This is a genomic window from uncultured Sphingomonas sp., assembly GCF_934560975.1.
GTDB lineage: Bacteria > Pseudomonadota > Alphaproteobacteria > Sphingomonadales > Sphingomonadaceae > Sphingomonas_I.
Genome location: NZ_CAKTFO010000004.1, coordinates 177,587 through 199,349 on the forward strand (window position 1 = coordinate 177,587; position 21,763 = coordinate 199,349).

Genomic DNA, 21,763 nt, shown 5'->3' on the forward strand with positions numbered 1-21,763 from the left:
GAGCCGGTCGCCGTTCGGGCGAAAGCGGGCGCTCCGGTTTATCGCACCGAAGCGCCCGCCGATGATCAGGATTGGGCGAGCGCGAGCAGGTCGGCGGTCAGCCGGTCCCTGGCCGTCACGTTCAGGCCATGTGGCTCGCCATGATATTCGATCAGCTCGGCATGGGCGATGCCGGCCGCCGCCTGGCGCGCCGAGGGTTCGATCGGAACCGTCTTGTCGCTGGTGCCGTGGATGATCATGGTCGGCACGGTGAAGGCGGGCAGGTCCGGGCGGAAATCGGTCCGGCCGAATGCATCCACGCAGTCCAGCATGCCCTTGATCCCGGCCATCGCCGCCATCCGCTCGAATGCGTGCAGCACCTGCTGGCTGACCGGACTGGTGATATAGCCCACGCCATAGAATTGCTCCGCGAACTGGGCGAAAAAGCCGAACCGGTCCTTGCGGATCTGCGCCTTGATCTGGTCCTCGAACACGCTTTCGTCGACCCCGTGGGGGTTGCTGTCGTCCTTCAGCAGATAGGCCACCACGGAGGAGACCAGCCCGGCCTTCACCACGCCTTTGCCGCCGTGGCGCGACATGTAGCGGGCGACCTCGCCACCGCCCATGGAGAAGCCGACCAGGGTCGCGTCGGTGACGCCGGTCTGCTCGATCACCTGCGCCAAATCGTCGGACAGCGTGTCATAGTCATAGCCGTCCCATGGCTGGCCCGACCGTCCGAAGCCGCGCCTGTCATAGGCGATCACGCGATGCCCTGCCTCGGCGAGCGCAAGCGCATGGTCGTCCCAGCTGTCAGCATTGAGCGGCCAGCCGTGGAGCAGGATCACCGGGCGGCCCGATCCCCAATCCTTGACGTAGATGTCGACGTTGTCGCGCGTCTTGATGAACGGCATGTCACCCTCCTCGATAATCCCGGCCCCAACGCGTTGGGAACGAAAAGGGGCTCATCCGCTCATGCGCCGTGGAATTCCGCGCGCGCGCCCGCTTCGGCGGCATGGGCCTCGCCGCGTCGCGGATTGCGGATCGACGGGCGCAGGCGCGCAAGGCTGCACCCCGCCGCCGCCACGGTCAGTACGGCCGCGATCGCCGCCGGGACGGCCGACGATCCGAAGTTCATGGCCAGCAACGCCGCCACCAGGGTCGCGCCCACCGTCTGCCCGGTCAGGCGTGTGGTGGAGATCAGGCCGCCAGCCGAGGCGGCCCTTTCGCGCGGCGCCGACCCCACGATCAGCCGCGCGTTGGGCGACAGATACAGGCCGAAGCCGGCTCCGGTCAGCGCCATCCGCCACGCCACATCGAAATAGGACGGATCGGCGGGCAGGAACGCGAGCAGCAGCAGGCCTGCCGTGGCGATGCCCATGCCGATCCCGCCCAGCAATCCCGCTGGATACCGATCCGACAGCGCGCCCGCGGTCGGCGCCACGATCATGGTCGTCAGCGGCCAGGGGGCGATCACCGCGCCCACCTCGCCCGGCGTCAGGCCAAAGCCGTGTTGCAGGCGGAAGGGCAGGCTCAGCAGCAGCGTCATGGACGCCACGAACGCAAGGAACGCGCCGGCCGTGGACAAGGCCAGCACCGGGCGGGCGAGCAGGTCCACCGGCAGGATCGGCGCAGCCTCCCGCCGCTCGTGCAGGACGAGGCCGATCGTGAAACCGATCCCGATCACGACGATCGCGCCGCTGACGACCGGGGAACTGCCATGCACCATCGCCTCCAGCCCCGCGATCAGCAGCCCGAACGTCGCCATGTTCAGCATCGCGCCGGCCAGATTGTAGCGGCCCGGCCGCGCGGGCACATCCGGCAGCGCCGACCGCCCGAGCCACAGGGACAGCAGCGCGAAGGGCGCTCCGACGGCGAACACCCACGGCCATGGCGCGATCCCCAGGATCAACCCGCCCGCGGTCGGCGCCATCGCGCCCGCGATCGATACCACCACGCTGTTGACCCCCAGGCCGCGCCCCAGCTGTTCGGGAGGATAGATGTGCCGGATCAGCGCCGACATCACCGACAGGGCCGCCGCAGCACCGATGGATTGCAGCACCCGCACCACCAGCAGGAAGGGCAGGCTGTTGGCGAAAAAGCAGAGGATCGTGGCAAGCGTGAACACGGCCTGTCCGGCCTGATAGAGCCGCTTCAACCCGATCAGGTCGCCCAGCGCCGACAAGGGCAGCAGCAGCATCACCAGGGTCAGCTGATACACTGTCACCACCAGCACCGCCGACGACGAATCCACCCCCAGGTCGCGGGCGATGGTCGGCAGGGCGACGGTGGCGATCGCGCCGTCGATCACGGTCAGCAACGTGCCCAGGCTGATCGCGGCGATCGCCACGTAACGCTGGCGTGGCGGCAGTCCGGGGGGCGGACCCGCGCTGTTCCCGGCCGTCGCTATGTTGTCGCCAAGTTCGTCTTGCTGGACTCGGACGGCGACATCCGTAAACGGCAACGGCGCATCATTGGAGTTTTCTGGCATGGGTTACCGTGTGGTCGTCGCGGGCGCGACCGGGAATGTCGGTCGTGAAATGCTCAACATCCTGGCGGAGCGGGAGTTTCCGGCGGATGAAATTGCGGCACTGGCGTCGTCGCGTTCCACCGGCGACGTGATCGACTTCGGTGAAAGCGGCAAGACGCTGACCGTCAAGAATATCGAGCATTTCGACTGGAGCGGCTGGGACTTCGCCCTGTTCGCGATCGGATCGGAAGCGACCAAGAAATATGCACCGATCGCCGCCGCCGCAGGCTGCACGGTGATCGACAATTCGTCGCTGTATCGGATGGACCCGGATGTTCCCCTGATCGTGCCGGAGGTGAACCCCGAGGCGATCGACGGCTATCGCGCGCGCAACATCATCGCCAACCCGAACTGCTCCACCGCGCAGATGGTGGTTGCGCTGAAGCCGCTGCACGACGTGGCCCGGATCAAGCGGGTGGTGGTCGCGACCTACCAGTCCGTGTCGGGCGCGGGCAAGGACGGGATGGACGAGCTGTTCGAGCAGAGCCGCAACATCTTCGTCGGCGATCCGGCCGAGCCGAAGAAGTTCACCAAGCAGATCGCCTTCAACGTCATCCCGCACATCGACAGCTTCCTGGACGACGGTTCGACCAAGGAAGAATGGAAGATGGTGGTCGAAACCAAGAAGATCCTGGATCCCAGGATCAAGGTGACCGCCACCTGCGTCCGCGTTCCCGTGTTCGTCGGCCACTCCGAAGCCATCAACATCGAGTTCGAGGACGAAATCTCCGCCAGGCAGGCGCAGGACATCCTGCGCGAAGCTCCGGGCGTGATGCTGGTCGATAAGCGCGAGGATGGCGGCTATGTCACGCCGGTCGAATGCGTCGGCGAATATGCCACCTATATCAGCCGGGTGCGCGAGGATTCGACCATCGACAACGGCCTCAACCTATGGTGCGTCAGCGACAATCTGCGCAAGGGCGCGGCGCTGAACGCGGTGCAGATTGCGGAACTGCTCGGCCGTCGTCACCTCAAGAAGGCCGACTGAACCTGCGGGGAAGGGGCGTCGCCTGGCGCCCCGTCATCACGGATGCCGCCTGTGCTTCATGCCAGGCGGCGGTCGCACCCGACCTTACGCAACCGCTTGCGAAATGATCCGTTGCCCTCTTCGACCAGGGAGACGGATGATGGACATTTCCAAGGGCAATGTGGTGGAACGGGTCGCCCGCGTGCTGGCAGGCCAACGGTTGAGCGCCAATGCCAAGGGCGACAACAGCCACGCCGGGGCGGAAGTGGACGCGGCTTGGCCGGAGCATGTGGACGATGCAGTGGCGGTGCTGAAGACCTTGCGCGAACCTGACGCGCGCATGGCGGCCGCCGGCGACCCGGTGGTGTGGGAACGGATGATCCGGGCCGCCATGCCCGACGATCAGGTCGCGACCGCCTGATCGTCGGCCGTGCCCGTCACTCGCCCGTGGCGGTGGCGGGCGGCGGCGTCAGTTCCACGGGATCGTTGGCCAGCACCGCGAGCGCGGCCGTCCATGCCGCCACATTCTGGCGCAGCTGGGCCGGATCGACCTTGTCCAGCGTGTCGTCGGCGGTGTGGTGCAGGTCGAAATAGCGCAACCCGTCCTGCCGCAGGTCCATGACGGCGGTGCCGGTCGCCGCCGTGGGCTCCACATCGGTGCCGCCATGCGCTGCGCCGTGCGATCGGGTGATGCCCAACGGCGCCAGCACCTCGCTCAGCCTTTCCACCATTGGATTGCCCTGCGCACCCGTATTCACCGCCAGGCTCCACACCCGATCCGCGCCGAAGTCCGATTCGGCCACGACCATGTGCTTCTCCGCCCCATGCGCCTTGGCGTAGGCATCGCCGCCGAAGCCGCCGACCTCCTCCGCGCCGAACCAGACGATGCGGATCGTGCGGCGGGGCTGGCCCGCATCCATGATCCTTTTGGCGGCGGCGGTGGTGATCGCAACGCCGGTGGCATCGTCGATCGCGCCCGTTCCCAGATCCCAGCTGTCGAGATGGCCGCCGATCAGGATGATGCCGGCTTTCGGATCGCTGCCCGGCACTTCCGCAACGACATTGCCGGATTGCGCACGGCCGGTCAGGCGGGTCGCGACCTCCAGGTGCAGCTTTACCGGCTTGCCGCGCGCCAGGATGCGGTCGAGCTGCTCGGCATCCACCGTGGACAGCGCCGCCGCCGGGATCGACCGGGTGCCTTCGGGAAAGCGGGTCACGCCGGTATGCGGCACGCGATGATGGTCGGTGCCGATCGACCGGATCAGGATCGCCGCCGCGCCCTTCTGGGCGGCCATGCCGGGTGCCACCGTGCGGATCGGGCTCAACGCGCCGTAGCTGCCGCCGTCCTGCTGCGCCGCCATGTGGTGCGTGACGTAGACGATCTTGCCTGCGATCGCGGCGGCCGGCGCCGCCTTCAGCGCCGCCAGCCCGTCGAACGCGACGACGTCGGCATCGATGCCCGCCTTGGGCGTCGATCCGCTATAGCCCAGCGCCGCGATGGCGAGCGTCTGCGGGAAGGGGCTCAGCACCGTCGCACTGGCCGCGCCGCGATCCCAGCGTGGCATGGTGAACGGCTCGATCCGGACGTTGGCAAAGCCCAGCGCCTTCAGCCTGGCCACCGCCCACTCGCGCGAGCGTGCCTCGCTCTCGGTCGCGGCAAGGCGCTGGCCGACTTCGGTGGTCAGGCCTTCGGTGATGCTCCACGCCAGGGTGTCGGTCTGCGCCGCCGCATCGCGCAGGGCTGCGGGATCATGCGCCGCAACGGCCGGGAACAGAGGTAAAGCGGCAAAGGACAGCAACAGGCGGCGCAGCATTGGCGAGGAACCTCCAGCGGATCAGAACGCCAATCTTTGTGCCACCCTCACCCGCCCACGACAATCCGCCGCCGAAACAATCAGCGATAATCGGCAGGATGGCGGTGTTGGCTGGCCAGCATGGCCAAAGCGACAATGACCAGAACGGCGTGAGCGACATCGCTTCAGCCATGCGCTTCGCACACCCGCCTGCTCGTGACGCTTCAATCGATGCGATCGGCCGGGGCTGGCGATCAACGCTCGCAGTCGCTATTTGCATCCCATGAACGAGCCGTTGCCGATCCGCCCCGAACGTGTCCGCAAGCCCGACTGGATCCGCGTCAAGGCGCCCACCTCGGCCGGATTCGCGGCGACCCGCGCCCTGATGCGCGCCAAGAGCCTGACCACGGTGTGCGAAGAGGCGGCGTGCCCGAATATCGGCGAATGCTGGTCCAAGAAGCATGCCACCGTGATGATCCTGGGCGACACCTGCACCCGGGCTTGCGCCTTCTGCAACGTCAAGACGGGCATGCCGCGCGCGGTTGATCCGATGGAGCCGCAGAATGTGGCGGACGCGGCGGCGCAGATGGGGCTGGAGCATATCGTCGTCACGTCAGTCGATCGCGACGATCTGCCCGATGGCGGCGCCAGGCAGTTCGTGAAGGTGATCGAGGCGATCCGCCGCGCCAATCCGACCACCACCATCGAGATCCTGACGCCCGATTTCCGCAACAAGCACGAAGCGGCGGTGGAGGCGATCGTCGCCGCGCGGCCGGACGTCTACAATCACAATCTGGAAACCGTACCCAGGCTGTATCCCACCATTCGCCCCGGCGCGCGTTATTACGCGTCGCTGCGCCTGCTGGAGCAGGTGAAGAAGCTCGACCCGTCGATCTTCACCAAGTCCGGCATCATGGTAGGACTAGGCGAGGAGCGGCTGGAGGTTCATCAGGTGATGGACGACATGCGATCGGCCAACATCGATTTCCTGACCATGGGCCAATATCTTCAGCCCACGCCCAAACATGCCAAGGTGCAGGATTTCGTCACCCCGCAGACGTTCGCGGCTTATGGCGCGATCGCGCGGGCCAAGGGCTTCCTGCTGGTGGCGGCCACGCCGCTCACCCGTTCCAGCTACCATGCGGGCGAGGATTTCGCGAAGATGAAGGCGGCGCGCGACGCGCAGCTCGGGCGCGCGGCCGTTGCCCAGGCATAAGGAAACCCGCCGGCTACCCTATACGCCGGAACAGATGTTCGACCTGGTGGCCGATGTCGGCCGCTATGGTGAGTTCCTACCGTGGGTCACGGCGGTGCGCGTGCGCGAGGATAGCGATACGCTGATGGTGGCCGACGTGCTGGTCGGGTTCAAGGCCCTTCGCGAGAAGTTCACCTCCCGCGTTACCAAGGACCGGCCGAATCACATCCATGTCGATTATATCGAAGGGCCGCTGGCGCACCTCCACAACGACTGGACGTTCCGGCCGGACGGGGAAGGTGGGACGATGGTCGACTTCTGCGTCGACTTCGCTTTTCGCAGCCGTATCTTTGAAGCGATTGCCGGGCAGGTGTTCGACCGCGCGCTTCGCAAGATGATCGGCGCGTTCGAGGATCGTGCCGCCAAACTTTACGGTGCGGGATCCACGCCGGCGCCCTCCGGCGGCATCAGCAGTTCCAGCGCGCACAACGCCGCCTGAAGACGGACGCCGCCGCGGCCGAGGTCGCCGAAGTTGCGCAGGTCGGTGACGGCATGTTCGGGATCGTCGCCGGTCTTGGCGCAGGCGAACACGACCGTGCCGACCGGCTTCTTCTCCGTTCCGCCGCTTGGGCCGGCAATGCCGGTGATCGCCACCGCCACGTCGCTGCCCGACTTGGTCAGGGCACCGCGCGCCATTGCCCAGGCGGTGGCCAGGCTGACCGCGCCGAACGTGTCGATCACGTCGCGCGCCACGCCCAGCACCTTGATCTTGGCTTCGTTGGAATAGGTCACGAACCCGGCGTCGAACACGTCGGACGAACCCGGTATCTCCGTCAGCGCGGCGCTGACCAGCCCACCCGTGCAGCTTTCGGCCACGGCCATCCTTCGGCCGACGGCGCGGTTCGCCTCCACCACCTTGTGCGCCATGGCGACCAGTTGCGGTGGCAGCAGCGGATCAGTCACGGGGCGCGGCTCCGCCGGTGCGACAGACGTGCAACATGCCTGCAATCCCCTTGTCCTTCCGGTCCGCCACGGTGACCGCCAGCACGGCCAGCCGGCCGATCGCCCGGCCGCTCAGCTGCGCCACGTCGGTGATCGCGCGATCCGCCACGCCGCAATCCTCATGGTCGATCTGCTTGGCGAGCATCCCGCCCAGCATCGGTTCGGCCAGGGTCCGCACCATGTCGGAGTTCATCTCCGCCGGCATCGGCTGGCCCAGGAACTGCGTGAACAGGCCGGCGATGGCCTTCCGCGCCACTGGCCACGCCGCCGTCGAATCTCCGCGATATCGCTCCGCCAGCCGCGTCGCATTGGCGATCAGATAGGCCGACGGCGGCAGTTCCGCCGTGCAGCGGTTGGCGAGTTGCTCGACCATGGTCGGCAAAGCGAAAGTCACCAGCGCCGCCGCCTGGTCCTGGGGCACGCAGGCGGGGGTCTGAGCCGCCGCCATTCCGGGCACGGCGGCGAGCATCAGGGCAATAGCGACGTGTTTCAAGCCGCCACCTCCAGCAGACGCACCGTCGCGACCGCCTGTGCCGCAATCCCCTCGCGCCGGCCGGTAAAGCCCAGCCGTTCGGTGGTGGTGGCTTTCACGCTGACCTGTGCCTCCTTGAGTTCCAGCAACGCCGCCACCCGGGCGCGGATAGCATCGCGATGGGGGCCGACCTTGGGCTCCTCGCAGATAATCGTTATGTCCACATGATCGATCCGTCCCCCCGCAACAATCACCCGCTCGCGCGCATAGGTGAGGAAGCGGTGGGAGGGCGCACCACGCCATTGCGGGTCGCTTGGCGGGAAATGCGTGCCGATGTCGCCATCTCCGATCGTGCCGAGCAAGGCGTCGGTGAGCGCATGCAGCGCCACATCAGCGTCCGAATGGCCGGACAGGCCCCGGCTATGAGAAATGCGGATGCCTCCCAGCCAGAAATGGTCGCCTTCTTCAAAGGCGTGGACGTCGAAGCCCAAGCCGGTGCGCGACACCATGGAGGCGCCAAGCCGCTGTTCGGCGGCGGTGAAATCGGATGCGTGCGTCATCTTCTCCAGCACGGCGGCGCCCTCCACGGTCACGACCCGCAGTCCGGCCGCCCGCGCGATCTGGGCATCGTCCGTCGCCTCCCGCGCCGGATCCCAGCCGGCATGCGCCGCCCGGATCGCGTCGAGGTGAAAGGCTTGCGGCGTCTGCACCCGCACCAGCCCGTCACGGGGCACCACGTCGCCCAACGCGTCACCGGCCTGCGCCAGCGTGTCCACCACCGGCAAGGCAGGCACCGCGCCCGGCACCTCCGCCAGCGCGGCCAGCAGCCGGTCGATCACCCCATGGGGCACGAAGGGTCGCGCGGCATCGTGGATCAGTACGCCTGTTCCGGTAATGGCCGCCAGGCCGTTCGCCACCGATTCACGCCGGCTTGCGCCACCCACGATCGGCGGCGGCAGGCTCCGGCCGCCGATCGCCTCGGCATATTCCGCCTGCTGACCGGCCCCGATCACCACCTGCACCGCGTCGATCTCAGGATGACTGGCGAGTGCGTCGACGGCATGCGCCAGCACGGATTTGCCGGCCATCACGCGATATTGCTTGAACAGGCCGGCGCCGGCGCGGGTGCCTTCGCCGGCGGCGACGATCAGGGCGATGGTGCGGGAGGTGGGCATGGGGGCGGCGCCGTAGCGGTTCAAGCCGCGCCTGTCATGCGCCGTTCGCCATGCGCCGTTCGCAGCGCCTCCGCCAGCATCTGGAACTCCTTGTCGCGGGGCGATCCGTTGCGCCACACCAGCGCGATCCGCCGCGACGGATGGTCCGCCCGCAGCGGCCTGGCGACCACGTCGGTATGGTCGAGGATGCCGGCATCCACCGCCATCTGCGGCAGCATGGTGACGCCCAGGCCGTTGTCGACCATCTGCACCAACGTGTGCAGCGACGTGCCCATCATCGCCGCCTCTGCCCGCAATTCGGGACGGTTGCACGCGGCCAGCGCATGGTCCTTCAGGCAATGCCCATCCTCCAGCAGCAGCAGCTCGCTCTCCTGGATGGCGTCGGCCGGGACCGTTTCGGGCATCAGCGCCGCCTGCGCCTTGGGAAAGGCCAGCAGCAGGCGATCGTCGAACAAATCGGCATGTTCGATGTCGCCGCAGGAGAAGGGCAAGGCCAGCAGCACGCAATCCACATGTCCGCGATGCAACGATTCGCACGCCGCGCCTGACGTCTCCTCGCGCAGATACAATTTCAGTTCGGGATAGCTTTCGCGGATCTTGCCCAGCACGCGCGGCAGCAGGAACGGCGCGATGGTAGGAATCACACCCATCCGCAATTCACCCGACAGCGGCTTGCCCGCCGCCCGCGCCAGGTTGGCGAGTTCCTCCGCCTCCCGCAGGACACGTTCGCCCTTGCCGGCAATCTTCAGGCCGAGCGGGGTGAAGCGCACCACCCGGCGGGTGCGCTCTACCAGGATCACGCCCAGCAGCGATTCGAGTTCACGCAGTCCGGCGGAAAGAGTGGACTGGGTCACGAAGCAGCTGTCGGCCGCCCGGCCGAAATGGCCCATGTCGCGCAACGCGACCAGATATTGGAGCTGTTTCAGCGTCGGTAGGTAGACCGCCATTCATCGTCCTTCTCGATCAACACAGGCAGACTAATCGTTTCGCGTTAGTCTCGCCATCCCGCCTTAATCTCTGTGCCGCGTCTACAGATCCCCGCCAAGACGCCGCCGCCGCAGCCGGGGCTCGCGCGTGATCGCCGCCATTTCCATGATCTTGGCCCGCAACTCGGCGCGCTTCTCGTGGATGGAGGCGATCACCGGACCCACCGCCAGGCCAAGGTCCACCAGCACCACTTCCGACAATTGCAGGGAGGATTCGAGCGTTTCCGGCACCGCGTCGGTCGCGCCGGCGCGATACAGTTCGGCCGCATGGTTGGGATCGCGGGCGCGCGCCACGATGGTCAGAGCGGGGAATTGCGCGCGGATCAGTCGGGTCATGCGCACCACCTGCACCGGATCGTCCATGGTCAGGATCACGGCGGTGGCGCGCGCCAGATCCAGCTTGTCGATCATGCCCGGCCGCACGACATCCCCGAACGTCACGCTGTAGCCGCGCTTGCGGGCGCGGATGACCGTGTCGGCATCTGCATCCACCGCCAGATAGGGCAGGGCATGGGCCTGCAGCATCTGCGCCACCAGCCGGCCGACCCGACCAAAGCCGATGATGTAGGCGCGGTTGCCATCGGCCGGCAGCAGGTCTTCGATCGAGCCCGCCGGCCTTTTCTCCACCCGCCGCGCAATGTCGCGTCCGACGCTCGCCAGCAAAGGCGTGATGGTCAGGCCGAGTGCCGTGACGATCTGCCAGAAGCCGGCCGTGGAGGGTGAAATCAGCTGCGCCTGTGCCGCCGCCGCCAGCACGATCAGGGTCGTTTCCGATGGGCTCGCCATCAGGATGCCGGTCTCCGTCGCCACCCCGCGCCGCGCCCCGCTGAAGCGCAGGATCGCGGCGGTGATCGATGCCTTCACCGCCACCACGCCGACGACGGCGGTGGTCAGCGCCAGCCAGTCCGCGAACACCTCGCGCAGGTCCACGCCCATGCCGACTGTGATCAGGAACACGCCCAGCGCCAGCCCCTTGAACGGCGCGGTGATCAGCTCGACCTCCGCATGATAGTCCGTTTCCGCGATCAGGATGCCCGCCAGCAGCGCGCCGACGATCGGCGACAGGCCCGCCGCCGCCGTGGCGATGGAGGCAAGGATCACCACCAGCAGGCTGGCGGCCAGGAACAGTTCCGGGCTCTTAGTCCGCGCCGCCTGCGCGAACAGGCGCGGCAGCAGCAGACGGCCCAGCACCAGCATCGCGCCGATCGTCACCACCCCCAGCGCCAGCGTCCGCGCCAGCCCGTTCCACCCCGCCTGCTCTCCATAAGGGGCCAGCGCGCCGAGGATGAAGATGATCGGCACCAGCGCCAGATCCTCGAACAGTAGCATGGAGAAAGCGCGCCGCCCGACCGGGCTTTCGGTGCCGGCCATCGGCAGCACCAAAGCGGTCGAGGACAAGGCCAGCGCCGCCCCCAGGCCCAATGACCCCGCCCAACTGAGGTCCAGCAGCAGCCGGAACGCCAGGCCGAGCACGACCGCCGATAGGATCAGCTCCGACGCGCCCAGCCCGAACACCATGTTGCGCATCGCCCACAGCCGCCGGAACGACAGTTCCAGCCCGATGGAGAACAGCAGCAGGACGATGCCGAACTCCGCAAACGGCTCGATCGAGGCGGCGTCGGTGATGGTGAAATGGTAGAGCCACGGCGCCCGGTGGACGAGGCTGCCGAGCCCCGCCGGCCCGACCAGCAGCCCCACCACGATGAAGCCGATCACCGGATTGACGCGGAATCGCGCAAATGCCGGGATCACCAGCCCCGCCGCACCCAACACTACAAGCGTGTCGGAGAAAGCGGTGGAGTGAACGGGAAGGGCCATATCTTCCTTCATTCCGGTTCCGCCGCGAAATGTCACCCCTTTGCCAACAAAGTCTTCCGTCGGCGGCATCCATCCGGGCCGCATCTGGTTGATCCCGTGGAGTTGAGCCAGGTTCGAGGAGGCAGATGCCGCATCATACGCCGTTGATCGGCACCGTCGTCGTCGGCATCGTGCTGGCATTCCTGTTCGGCGCGGCCGCCGCCCGCCTGCGCCTGCCGCCGCTGGCCGGCTATCTGGTCGCCGGCGTCGCGGTCGGCCCGTTCACCCCGGGCTATGTCGCCGACCAGGGGCTTGCCAACGAACTGGCCGAACTCGGCGTGATCCTGCTCATGTTCGGGGTAGGGCTGCATTTCTCGATCAAGGATCTGCTCACGGTTCGCCGCATCGCCATACCGGGGGCGATCGTGCAGATCGGCGTGGCGACCCTGCTCGGCATGGGGCTGGCCGCGTGGCTCGGATGGTCGCTGTCGGCGGGCTTCGTGTTCGGCCTTGCCTTGTCGGTCGCCAGCACGGTGGTGCTGTTGCGCGCGCTGCAGGAATTGCGGCTGATCGACACGGATCGCGGCCGCATCGCGGTCGGCTGGCTGATCGTGGAGGATCTGGTGATGGTGCTCGCCCTCGTGCTGCTGCCGGCCATTGCCGGGGCGGCCGGCGGCAGCGGCCTGGCGCTCACGCTTGCCATCACCATCGGCAAGGTCGCGGCGTTTGTTGCGGTGATGCTGATCGTCGGCCGTCGCGTGATCCCGTGGATCCTCCACCTGATCGCGCATAGCGGCTCGCGCGAGCTGTTTAGACTGTCGGTGTTGGCGATCGCGCTTGGGGTGGCATTCGGCGCGGCGATGCTGTTCGGCGTGTCGTTCGCGCTCGGCGCCTTCTTCGCGGGCATGATCCTGGCCGAAAGCCCGCTCAGTCAGCGCGCTGCCGAAGAGACACTGCCACTGCGGGACGCGTTCGCGGTTCTGTTCTTCGTGTCGGTGGGCATGTTGTTCAACCCGCACGTGGTGATGCAGGCACCATTGGCGCTGCTCGGCACCGTCGCAATCATCATCCTCGGCAAGTCGGTTGCCGCCTTTCTCATCGTCCGCATCTTCGGACGTGATCGCAAGACCGCACTGACCATCTCCGCCAGCCTCGCCCAGATTGGAGAGTTTTCCTTCATTCTCGCGACCTTGGGGGTAGGTCTTAAGCTCCTGCCTGATCAGGGACGCGACCTCATCCTGGCCGGCGCCATCCTGTCGATCCTGATCAATCCCTTGCTGTTCCGCCTCATCGACCGGATCGGCGCGGTGGTAGCGGACGGTGGAGACGGTCACGCCATCGGCGTGCGGCCCAGCGCGCCCATGCAGGGTCATGTGGTGATCGTTGGCTATGGCCGGGTCGGATCGCTCCTCGGCAAGGCGTTGATCGAAGCCAGGGAGCGGCTGGTGGTGATCGAGACGCAGCCCGATCGCGGCACGCTGCCCGACCCCGACGACAGGACGGAGATCGTGATCGGCAATGCCGCCCGCCGCGACACGCTGGATCGCGCCCGCATCGCTGACGCGCGCCTGCTGTTCGTCGCCATCCCGCAGGCGTTCGAGGCGGGGCAGATCGTCGAACAGGCCCGCGCCCGCAACCCGGGTCTCCGCATCGTCGCCCGCGCCCATGCCGACGAGGAGGTCACCCATCTCGAACGGCGCGGCAGCGATGCCGTCATCATGGGCGAGCGCGAAGTGGCCCGCCGCATGACCGAGGAGGCGCTGACCGGCATCTAACCCACTGCGTCCGAACGAAAGCGGCCCTTGCAAGCATCGGACATGCCGTCACCTGCAAGGGCCGCGCGGACCGGCTCACGCCGGCCCTGAGTTGAAGGCTTCTATCAGCCCCAGTTGGCCATCTTCTTCTCAAGGTTGAGACGAACCGCTTCGAAGAACTGCTCGGTCGTCATCCACGCCTGGTCCGGGCCGATCAGGATGGCGAGGTCCTTGGTCATCGCGCCGCTCTCGACCGTCTCGATGCAGACCTTTTCCAGCTCTTCGGCGAAGCGGGTCACGTCCGGCGTGCCGTCGAACCGGCCACGGAACTTGAGGCCGCCGGTCCAGGCGAAGATCGACGCGATCGGGTTGGTCGACGTCGCCTTGCCCTGCTGGTGCTGGCGATAGTGGCGGGTCACGGTGCCGTGCGCCGCCTCCGCCTCGATCGTCTTGCCGTCCGGGGTCATCAGCACCGACGTCATCAGGCCGAGCGAGCCGAAGCCCTGCGCCACCTGGTCCGACTGCACGTCGCCGTCATAATTCTTGCAGGCCCACACGAACTCGCCATGCCACTTGAGCGCGGAGGCGACCATGTCGTCGATCAGGCGATGCTGATATTCGATGCCGGCGGCCTGGAACTGGTCCTTGAATTCGCTGGCGAACACCTCTTCGAAGATGTCCTTGAAGCGGCCGTCATAGGCCTTCAGGATCGTGTTCTTGGTCGACAGGTAGACCGGCCAGCCACGGCCCAGGCCATAGTTCATGCTGGCGCGGGCGAAGTCGCGGATCGACTCGTCCAGATTGTACATGCCCATCGCGACGCCGGCCGCGGGGAAGTCGAACACCTCCTCCTCGATCACCCGGCCATCGTCGCCCTGCCACTTCATGGTCAGCTTGCCCTTGCCGGGCACCTTGAAGTCGGTCGCCTTGTACTGGTCGCCGAATGCATGGCGGCCGACCACGATCGGCTTGGTCCAGCCGGGGATCAGGCGCGGGACATTGGAAATCACGATCGGCTCGCGGAAGACCACGCCGCCCAGGATGTTGCGGATCGTGCCGTTGGGCGACTTCCACATCTTCTTGAGGCCGAATTCCTCGACGCGCGCCTCGTCCGGCGTGATGGTGGCGCACTTTACGCCCACGCCATATTTCTGGATCGCCTTGGCGCTGTCGACCGTGATCCTGTCCTCGGTCTCGTCGCGCTTCTCGATGCCGAGATCATAATAATCGAGGTCGATGTCGAGATAGGGCTGGATCAGCCGCTCACGGATCCAGGCCCAGATGATCCGCGTCATCTCGTCGCCGTCGATCTCCACGACCGGAGTCTTGACCTTGATCTTCGCCATGCGCGCATGCCCTCATCGTTGGAGTTTGCCGGTCTCCTACGGCGGCCCTTTTCAGGTGGCAACCATCGCGGGCAAGATTGTCAGCCCGGATCGCTGCCCCTAGAACGCAGCGCATGAGCTCCCTGGAAAACCGGCCCGAAACGACCCCCAGCGCCAAGTGGCGGTGGCCCTCCGTCCATCCCGAAGGGCGCAAGTTCGCCCTGATCGCGGCGGGCATCACCTTGCTCCTGTTCCTGCTGGGCGTGGCCCCGCTCGGATGGATCATGGTGGGTATCACCATCTGGGTCGCCGCCTTTTTCCGCGATCCGATCCGCAGCGTGCCGATCGGGCAGGGGCTGGTGGTTGCCCCCGCCGACGGGCTGGTCACCATGATCCAGGAGGTCATGCCCCCGCGCGAGCTGACCGGGGAAGGGGCCTTGGCCGCCACGCCGTGCCTGCGCGTGTCGATCTTCATGAGCGTGTTCGACGTCCACATCAATCGCGCGCCGATCGCGGGCACCATCACCCGGGTGGTCTACATCGCCGGCAAGTTCCTCAATGCCAGCCTCGACAAGGCGAGCGAGGATAATGAGCGGCAGCATTTCCTGGTCGTCGGCCATGACGGCACCCAGATCGGCTTCACCCAGATTGCCGGCCTGGTGGCGCGGCGCATCGTGCCGTTCGTCAAGACCGGCGACATGGTCGGCGTCGGCCAGCGTGTCGGCCTGATCCGCTTCGGCAGCCGGGTCGACGTCTATCTGCCGGCTGGCACCGCGGCCAAGGTCACGCTCGGCCAACGTTCCATTGCCGGCGAGACGATCCTCGCCCGCATCGGGGACGGGGAGCGTGTGACCGGGGTGGCCCAATGACCACGCCCGGCAATCAGACGCCCGGCGCGAAGCCGTCCCGCATCGCCCGCGGCATTCCGCTGCGGACGGTGATGCCCAATGCCGTCACGGCGCTGGCGCTCTGTTTCGGCCTGACCGGCGTGCGCTTCGCCATTTCGGGCGAATGGGACAAAGCGGTCGGCGCGATCATGGTCGCCGGCATTCTCGATGGTCTCGACGGACGGGTCGCCCGGCTGCTGCGCGCCGAAAGCCGGTTCGGGGCGGAACTGGATTCGCTGTCCGACGTGATCGCGTTCGGTGTGTCACCCGCCGTGATCCTGTATCTCTGGTCGCTGTCGTTCGTACCCAAATATGGCTGGGTGATCGCGCTCGCCCATGCCGTCTGCTGCGCGCTTCGCCTGGCGCGCTTCAATGCCCAGATCGATACGGAGACGCACCCGCGGAAGTCGGCTGGCTTCCTCACCGGCGTGCCAGCGCCTGCCGGGGCGGGCATGGCCTTGCTGCCGCTGATCGCGTGGCTGGCCCTGGGCGAGGCGGGATTGCCGCACATCCAGGCCGTGTTCCAGCGCACCTATCTCGTCGCGCCATGGACGATCCTGGTGGCGCTGCTGATGATTTCGGACCTTGCCACCTATGGCTGGAGTTCGTTCCGGCTGCGACGCGAGATGCGGTTGCCGGCCCTGCTGTTCATCGGCCTTGGCGGCGCGGCGTTGCTGACTGCGCCATGGGCCACGCTGGCCGTGCTGATCCTGCTCTATGCCGCCGCGATCCCGCTGGCCGTGCGTGGTTATGCCCGGGTCAAGCGACGGCGCGCAGCGGAGCGGATTGCGGCCTGATCCGCACCACCCGGATCTGACGTGCGAACATGACCGGCCGTAGACGCGGGGCAAGCGCCGTGGGCCGGGAACGGGGGATAACGCCAAGAGCGCGCATCATGAGGGCCCAGTCTTGCGAAAGGCTGGAGGCGATGACGCCTGCGCCCGTGGCAAGGAGGAAAAGCGAGGCGATCGTCGCAACCATTTGAAGCATCGAACAAACTCCGGGAAGGTTCCGGTGTCCAACAGGGACGAGGCCGAAACCGGTTCTGAAGGTGCTTGTTCCATATGTTCCTGTTTCGTTCTTTTGTCAAGGCCTGTGGTCTAGGCTTGTCTTCGTCGACAATCCTGCTAGAGGCGCGCTCATTCCGCATGCAGGGCATCATACCGGTGCCGCGTGGATCCTCACCGATCCGCCGGTCGCCGCCCTGCAGAGGTTCAACCGGGTTAGGAGAATCACCATGGCGGCACCGACCGTTTCCATGCAGGCGTTGCTCGATGCGGGCGCGCATTTCGGTCACCAGACGCACCGCTGGAATCCGAAGATGAAGCCTTACATCTTCGGTGAGCGCAACGGCATCCACATCATCGATCTGTCGCAGACCGTGCCGATGATGGCGCGCGCGCTCGACTTCGTCAGCCAGACCGTGTCCAGCGGCGGCAAGGTGCTGTTCGTCGGCACCAAGCGCCAGGCGCAGGAGCCGATCGCGGAGGCCGCGCGTCAGGCCGGCCAGCATTTCGTCAACCATCGCTGGCTGGGCGGCATGCTCACCAACTGGAAGACGATCTCGGGCTCGATCAAGCGTTACAAGGCGCTGGAAGAGCAGCTCTCGGGCGACACGCACGGCCTCACCAAGAAGGAAGTGCTGCAGCTGACGCGTGAGCGCGACAAGCTTGAGCAGTCGCTCGGCGGCATCAAGGACATGGGCGGCATTCCCGACGTCATGTTCGTGATCGACGCCAACAAGGAAGAGCTGGCGATCAAGGAAGCCAACACGCTGGGCATCCCGGTGGTGGCGATCCTCGATTCGAACGTCTCGCCCGACGGCATCGCTTTCCCGGTTCCGGCCAATGACGACGCCAGCCGCGCGATTCGGCTGTATTGCGACGCGATCGCCGAAGCCGCGACGCGCGGCAACGTCGCCAACCGCCGTCAGGGTGGCGAGGATCTCGGCGCGGCCGATGCTCCGCCCGTCGAAGAGGCGCTGGCGTAACACAGATGAAGCGCGGGCGGGGCATGACCTCGCCCGTCGATTTTCCGGGCTCCCCCGCGGGGGAGCCCTTGCCTTTGAAAGGATGAAGCTATGGCGGAGATCACCGCTGCTGCCGTGAAGGACCTGCGCGAACGCTCGGGCGCCGGCATGATGGACTGCAAGAAGGCGCTGACCGAAACCAACGGCGACACCGAAGCGGCTGTCGACTGGCTGCGCACCAAGGGCCTCGCCACCGCCGCCAAGAAGAGCGGCCGCACCGCTGCCGAGGGTCTGGTGGGCGTCGCCGTGTCCGGCAAGACGGGTGCCTCGGTCGAGGTCAACAGCGAGACCGACTTCGTCGCCAAGAACGAGCAGTTCCAGGATTTCGTCCGCACCGTGTCGCAGCTGGCGCTGGAAACCGGCGACAGCATCGACGCGCTGGGCGCAGCGGCCTATCCGGGCGGCGGCACCGTGCAGGAAAAGCTGACTAGCAACGTCGCCACCATCGGCGAGAACCAGCAGCTGCGCCGCGCCAAGGTCGTGTCGGTGAACGAGGGCGCGGTCGTGTCCTACGTCCACAATGCGGCGGGCACCGGCATCGGCAAGATCGGCGTGCTCGTGGCGCTTGAGGGTTCGGCTCCGGTCGCGACCATCGAGGCGCTCGGCAAGCAGCTGGCAATGCACATCGCCGCCGCCAACCCGCTGGCGCTGCACGAGGAAGGTCTGGACGACGCCCTGGTCGAGCGCGAGCGCGCGATCGCGGCCGAGAAGGCCGCCGAATCCGGCAAGCCGCAGAACATCATCGAAAAGATGGTCGAGGGCGCCGTCGCCAAGTTCCGCAAGGAAAATGCGCTGACCTCGCAGCTGTTCGTGATGGACAACAAGACCAAGATCGCCGACGTCATCGCGCAGGCAGCGAAGGATGCGGGCGGCACGATCGCGCTGACCGATTATGTCCGCTTCCAGCTGGGCGAGGGCATCGAGAAGGAACAGAGCGACTTCGCGGCCGAGGTCGCGGCGGCGGCCGGCATCTAAGCCGGCCCCGTCCTCCCGCAAACGGGAGGGGAGTTCTTGTTTGCGACGGCGCGCACCTCTAAGGTGCGCGCCGTTTCCTTATCAGATCGGACGAACGACGCGCATGACGCAGCAGCCCTTCAAACGCATTCTCCTCAAACTGTCGGGTGAGGTGCTGATGGGGGGAGAGGGGTTGGCCATCGATCCCGCCATGACCGCGCGTGTCGCCCAGGAGATCGCCGAAGCGCGCGAGGCCGGGTTCGAGCTGTGCATCGTGGTCGGCGGCGGCAACATCTTTCGCGGTCTGTCGGCTGCGGCCAAGGGGATCGAGCGCGCGACGGCCGATTATATGGGCATGCTGGCGACCGTGATGAACGCGCTGGCGGTGCAGAACGCGCTGGAGCAGATCGGCGTCGATACCCGTGTCCAGTCCGCTATTCCGATGTCCTCGGTGTGCGAGCCGTTCGTGCGTCGCCGCGCCCTTCGCCACCTGGAAAAGGGGCGGGTGGTGATTTTTGCCGCCGGCGTGGGCAGCCCGTTCTTCACCACCGATACCGGCGCCGCGCTGCGGGCGGCCGAGATGAAGTGCGATGCCCTGTTCAAGGGCACGTCGGTGGACGGCGTGTATGATGCCGATCCCAAGAAGGTAGCCACCGCGCAACGCTACGAAACCGTCACCTTCGATCGCGTCCTGTCCGACAATCTGCGCGTGATGGACGCGAGTGCTGTGGCCTTGTGCCGCGACAATGCTATTCCGATCGTCGTGTTCAACATCCGTGAGCAGGGCAACCTTGCCCATGTGCTTGCGGGGAGCGGGACGGCCACGGTCGTCAGCAATCAGGGAGATTAAGCCATGGCCGCCTATGACAAGGCCGACCTTGAGCGTCGGATGAACGGCGCGGTAGAGGCGCTGAAGCATGATCTGACCGGTCTGCGCACCGGGCGTGCATCGACCAGCCTGCTCGATCCGGTCACGGTAGAGGTTTATGGCAGCCATATGCCGCTCAATCAGGTTGCAACCGTCACCACGCCGGAATCGCGGATGCTGGCGGTGCAGGTGTGGGACAAGTCCAGCGTCGGCCCGGTCGACAAGGCGATCCGCTCGGCGGGGCTCGGCCTCAACCCGATCGTGGACGGTCAGAACCTCCGCATCCCGATCCCGGACCTGACCGAGGAGCGGCGCAAGGAATTGGCGAAGCTTGCCGGGCAATATGCTGAAAAGGCGCGCATCGCGGTCCGCAACGTGCGCCGCGACGGCATGGACGCGCTCAAGACCGACGAGAAGAAGGGCGAGATCAGCGAGGACGATCGCAAGCGCCGCGAGGGCGAGGTACAGAAGCTGACGGACGGCACCATTGCCGACGTCGATGCGGCCGCGTCGGCCAAGGAAAAGGAAATCCTCGGCAAGTGAGCTCCGCGTCGGCATCGCCGATCCAGGATGGCGGGGGCGGCGGCGCTGTCCCGCGCCACGTCGCCATCATCATGGACGGCAACGGCCGCTGGGCATCCCGGCGGCTGATGCCGCGCATTGCCGGCCATCGTGCCGGCATGGAGGCGGTGCGGCGCACGATCCAGTCGGCCGGCACGCTGGGGATCGAGGCGCTGACCCTGTTCGCTTTTTCCTCTGAAAATTGGCGCAGGCCAGCGGAAGAGGTGCGCGATCTGATGGGCCTGTTGCGCTTCTACCTGAAGCGCGAGATCAAGGAACTCGACCGCAACAATGTCCGGCTGCACCTGATCGGGGATTGGCGCCGATTCGATGCCGATCTGGTCCGCGATCTGGAACAGGCGGTGGCGCGGCTGTCGGGCAATGGCGGGCTGCAACTCACCATTGCGCTCAACTATGGCGGGCAGGACGAAATCGTCCGTGCGGCACAGGCGATCGTCGCGGACGGGCTTGCGGCGGCGGAGGTGGATGCCGCCGCGATCGAGCAACGGCTGGACACGCGCGGATTGCCGCCGCTCGACCTGCTGATCCGCACGTCGGGGGAAGCGCGGCTGTCCAATTTCCTGCTGTGGCAGGCCGCTTATGCCGAGTTGCTGTTCACGGATGTGTTATGGCCGGATTTCGATGCGGCCGATCTGGAGAAGGCGGTGATCGCCTTTGGACAGCGTGAGCGGCGTTATGGCGGACGCTGATCACGCGGCGCCGAAGCGGCCCACCGACCTGAAACGTCGCAGCCTTGTCGGCCTGGCGCTGGCGGCGGGTGCGATCCTGCTGCTGTGGCTCGGCGGCGTGGCTTTGTGGGCGTTGCTGACCGTTGGCGCCTTGGTGTCGCTGGCGGAATGGGCCGGATTGGTCCATGCCCGCCGCGCCCGGCTGGGCATCGCCATGCTGATCCTGATCGTGGGCATGGCCTATGCGCTGCCGCTGATGTGGGGCACCGACCGGGCGACACTGGCGTTGCTGCTGATCGCGGCATTGGTGCTGGCCTTGTTCCCGCGCTTCGGGAGCATGTCGGTCGGGCTCGGCTATATCGGCACGGCGGCTATCTCCATCCTGTTCCTGCGCGAGCAGCCGAATGGGTTCGCGCTGGCCTTGTGGACGCTGGCGATCGTGTGGGCGACGGACATCGGCGCCTACTTTGCCGGTCACCGCATCGGTGGCGCCAAGCTCGCGCCCCGGATCAGTCCGAACAAAACCTGGGCCGGGCTGATCGGCGGCATGGTGGCGGCCGGGATCGTCGGCTTCGGCATTGCCAGCGTCGGCCGGCTTCCCCTTGGCGCATATTGGCTGGGCGCGCCGCTGGCGGTGGCGGCGCAGCTGGGCGACCTGTTCGAAAGCGGGCTCAAGCGGCGGGCGGGCCTCAAGGATTCCGGCACGATCCTGCCGGGGCATGGCGGACTGCTCGACCGCGTGGATGGCGTGTTGCCGGTCGCGATCCTGGTCGCGGCCCTGGTCGCCAACGGCAGCTTCTGAC

At 66.8% G+C, this 21,763-nt stretch carries 22 protein-coding genes; 13 read left to right on the forward strand and 9 right to left on the reverse strand.

Features of this window, described 5'->3' with window-relative positions:
* Positions 1 to 65: 65 nt before the first annotated feature.
* Together Q0D93_RS05025 and Q0D93_RS05030 are read right to left on the reverse strand one after the other, a co-directional pair.
* Positions 66 to 890, reverse strand: a complete 825-nt coding sequence (locus Q0D93_RS05025) for an alpha/beta hydrolase (RefSeq protein ID WP_294391850.1) — start codon at positions 888 to 890, stop codon at positions 66 to 68.
* A gap of 59 nt (positions 891 to 949) precedes the next feature.
* Positions 950 to 2,326 carry an MFS transporter gene (locus tag Q0D93_RS05030; RefSeq protein WP_294391851.1) on the reverse strand — a complete coding sequence of 459 codons (1,377 nt, stop codon included), beginning with the start codon at positions 2,324 to 2,326 and terminating at the stop codon, positions 950 to 952.
* A 139-nt stretch (positions 2,327 to 2,465) separates the two neighbouring features.
* Between Q0D93_RS05030 and Q0D93_RS05035 the strand changes: the two genes are divergently transcribed.
* The gene (locus Q0D93_RS05035) at positions 2,466 to 3,494 is read left to right on the forward strand and encodes an aspartate-semialdehyde dehydrogenase (protein WP_294391852.1); all 1,029 of its coding nucleotides are present in this window, start codon (positions 2,466 to 2,468) and stop codon (positions 3,492 to 3,494) included.
* A 139-nt stretch (positions 3,495 to 3,633) separates the two neighbouring features.
* Positions 3,634 to 3,894, forward strand: coding sequence for a hypothetical protein (locus Q0D93_RS05040; RefSeq protein WP_294391888.1), 261 nt, complete (start codon positions 3,634 to 3,636; stop codon positions 3,892 to 3,894).
* Positions 3,895 to 3,910: 16 nt separating this feature from the next.
* Here the strand turns inward: Q0D93_RS05040 and Q0D93_RS05045 are convergent, their stop codons facing one another.
* Entirely contained in the window at positions 3,911 to 5,287 is a 1,377-nt protein-coding gene (locus Q0D93_RS05045; RefSeq protein WP_294391853.1) for a M20/M25/M40 family metallo-hydrolase, read from the reverse strand.
* A gap of 262 nt (positions 5,288 to 5,549) precedes the next feature.
* Here Q0D93_RS05045 and lipA point away from each other — a divergent pair, with 262 nt between their 5' ends.
* Positions 5,550 to 6,482 carry a lipoyl synthase gene (lipA, locus tag Q0D93_RS05050; protein ID WP_294391854.1) on the forward strand — a complete coding sequence of 311 codons (933 nt, stop codon included), beginning with the start codon at positions 5,550 to 5,552 and terminating at the stop codon, positions 6,480 to 6,482.
* Positions 6,469 to 6,960 carry a type II toxin-antitoxin system RatA family toxin gene (locus tag Q0D93_RS05055; protein ID WP_294391855.1) on the forward strand — a complete coding sequence of 164 codons (492 nt, stop codon included), beginning with the start codon at positions 6,469 to 6,471 and terminating at the stop codon, positions 6,958 to 6,960. The genes lipA and Q0D93_RS05055 overlap by 14 nt, the downstream gene beginning before the upstream one ends.
* On the opposite strand, the gene Q0D93_RS05060 is transcribed toward Q0D93_RS05055, so the two are convergent.
* From Q0D93_RS05060 to Q0D93_RS05080, 5 genes are all read right to left on the reverse strand, one after another.
* The gene (locus tag Q0D93_RS05060) at positions 6,891 to 7,388 is read right to left on the reverse strand and encodes a CinA family protein (RefSeq protein ID WP_294391889.1); all 498 of its coding nucleotides are present in this window, start codon (positions 7,386 to 7,388) and stop codon (positions 6,891 to 6,893) included. The genes Q0D93_RS05055 and Q0D93_RS05060 overlap by 70 nt on opposite strands.
* Before the next feature lie 28 nt (positions 7,389 to 7,416).
* The gene (locus Q0D93_RS05065; RefSeq protein ID WP_294391856.1) at positions 7,417 to 7,956 is read right to left on the reverse strand and encodes a hypothetical protein; all 540 of its coding nucleotides are present in this window, start codon (positions 7,954 to 7,956) and stop codon (positions 7,417 to 7,419) included.
* Positions 7,953 to 9,110 carry a bifunctional 2-C-methyl-D-erythritol 4-phosphate cytidylyltransferase/2-C-methyl-D-erythritol 2,4-cyclodiphosphate synthase gene (locus Q0D93_RS05070; RefSeq protein WP_294391857.1) on the reverse strand — a complete coding sequence of 386 codons (1,158 nt, stop codon included), beginning with the start codon at positions 9,108 to 9,110 and terminating at the stop codon, positions 7,953 to 7,955. The genes Q0D93_RS05065 and Q0D93_RS05070 overlap by 4 nt, the downstream gene beginning before the upstream one ends.
* Before the next feature lie 20 nt (positions 9,111 to 9,130).
* The gene (locus tag Q0D93_RS05075) at positions 9,131 to 10,057 is read right to left on the reverse strand and encodes a hydrogen peroxide-inducible genes activator (RefSeq protein WP_294391858.1); all 927 of its coding nucleotides are present in this window, start codon (positions 10,055 to 10,057) and stop codon (positions 9,131 to 9,133) included.
* Between the two features lie 81 nt (positions 10,058 to 10,138).
* Positions 10,139 to 11,914: a cation:proton antiporter gene (locus tag Q0D93_RS05080; RefSeq protein WP_294391859.1), complete on the reverse strand. Its 1,776-nt coding sequence runs from the start codon at positions 11,912 to 11,914 to the stop codon at positions 10,139 to 10,141.
* Between the two features lie 125 nt (positions 11,915 to 12,039).
* On the opposite strand from Q0D93_RS05080, the gene ybaL reads away from it, so the two are divergent.
* Positions 12,040 to 13,668 (forward strand): YbaL family putative K(+) efflux transporter, encoded by a 1,629-nt coding sequence (gene ybaL, locus Q0D93_RS05085; RefSeq protein WP_294391860.1) that lies wholly within the window; start codon positions 12,040 to 12,042, stop codon positions 13,666 to 13,668.
* A 104-nt stretch (positions 13,669 to 13,772) separates the two neighbouring features.
* On the opposite strand, the gene Q0D93_RS05090 is transcribed toward ybaL, so the two are convergent.
* Positions 13,773 to 14,993: an NADP-dependent isocitrate dehydrogenase gene (locus Q0D93_RS05090; RefSeq protein ID WP_294391861.1), complete on the reverse strand. Its 1,221-nt coding sequence runs from the start codon at positions 14,991 to 14,993 to the stop codon at positions 13,773 to 13,775.
* Between the two features lie 113 nt (positions 14,994 to 15,106).
* Between Q0D93_RS05090 and Q0D93_RS05095 the strand changes: the two genes are divergently transcribed.
* From Q0D93_RS05095 to Q0D93_RS05130, 8 genes are all read left to right on the forward strand, one after another.
* Positions 15,107 to 15,841, forward strand: coding sequence for a phosphatidylserine decarboxylase (locus Q0D93_RS05095; RefSeq protein WP_294391862.1), 735 nt, complete (start codon positions 15,107 to 15,109; stop codon positions 15,839 to 15,841).
* Positions 15,838 to 16,656, forward strand: a complete 819-nt coding sequence (locus Q0D93_RS05100) for a phosphatidylcholine/phosphatidylserine synthase (RefSeq protein ID WP_294391863.1) — start codon at positions 15,838 to 15,840, stop codon at positions 16,654 to 16,656. The genes Q0D93_RS05095 and Q0D93_RS05100 overlap by 4 nt, the downstream gene beginning before the upstream one ends.
* Before the next feature lie 440 nt (positions 16,657 to 17,096).
* Entirely contained in the window at positions 17,097 to 17,849 is a 753-nt protein-coding gene (gene rpsB, locus Q0D93_RS05105) for a 30S ribosomal protein S2 (RefSeq protein WP_294391864.1), read from the forward strand.
* Positions 17,850 to 17,939: 90 nt separating this feature from the next.
* On the forward strand, positions 17,940 to 18,863 hold the full coding sequence (tsf, locus tag Q0D93_RS05110) for a translation elongation factor Ts (protein ID WP_294391865.1): 924 nt from the start codon (positions 17,940 to 17,942) through the stop codon (positions 18,861 to 18,863).
* Between the two features lie 103 nt (positions 18,864 to 18,966).
* Positions 18,967 to 19,692, forward strand: a complete 726-nt coding sequence (pyrH, locus tag Q0D93_RS05115; RefSeq protein ID WP_294391866.1) for a UMP kinase — start codon at positions 18,967 to 18,969, stop codon at positions 19,690 to 19,692.
* A 3-nt stretch (positions 19,693 to 19,695) separates the two neighbouring features.
* Complete coding sequence (gene frr, locus Q0D93_RS05120; protein WP_294391867.1) at positions 19,696 to 20,253, forward strand: ribosome recycling factor; 558 nt, start codon at positions 19,696 to 19,698, stop codon at positions 20,251 to 20,253.
* On the forward strand, positions 20,250 to 20,981 hold the full coding sequence (gene uppS, locus Q0D93_RS05125; RefSeq protein WP_294391868.1) for a polyprenyl diphosphate synthase: 732 nt from the start codon (positions 20,250 to 20,252) through the stop codon (positions 20,979 to 20,981). Before frr ends, uppS begins: the two co-directional genes overlap by 4 nt.
* The gene (locus Q0D93_RS05130) at positions 20,968 to 21,762 is read left to right on the forward strand and encodes a phosphatidate cytidylyltransferase (RefSeq protein ID WP_294391869.1); all 795 of its coding nucleotides are present in this window, start codon (positions 20,968 to 20,970) and stop codon (positions 21,760 to 21,762) included. The genes uppS and Q0D93_RS05130 overlap by 14 nt, the downstream gene beginning before the upstream one ends.
* Position 21,763: the final 1 nt, after the last annotated feature.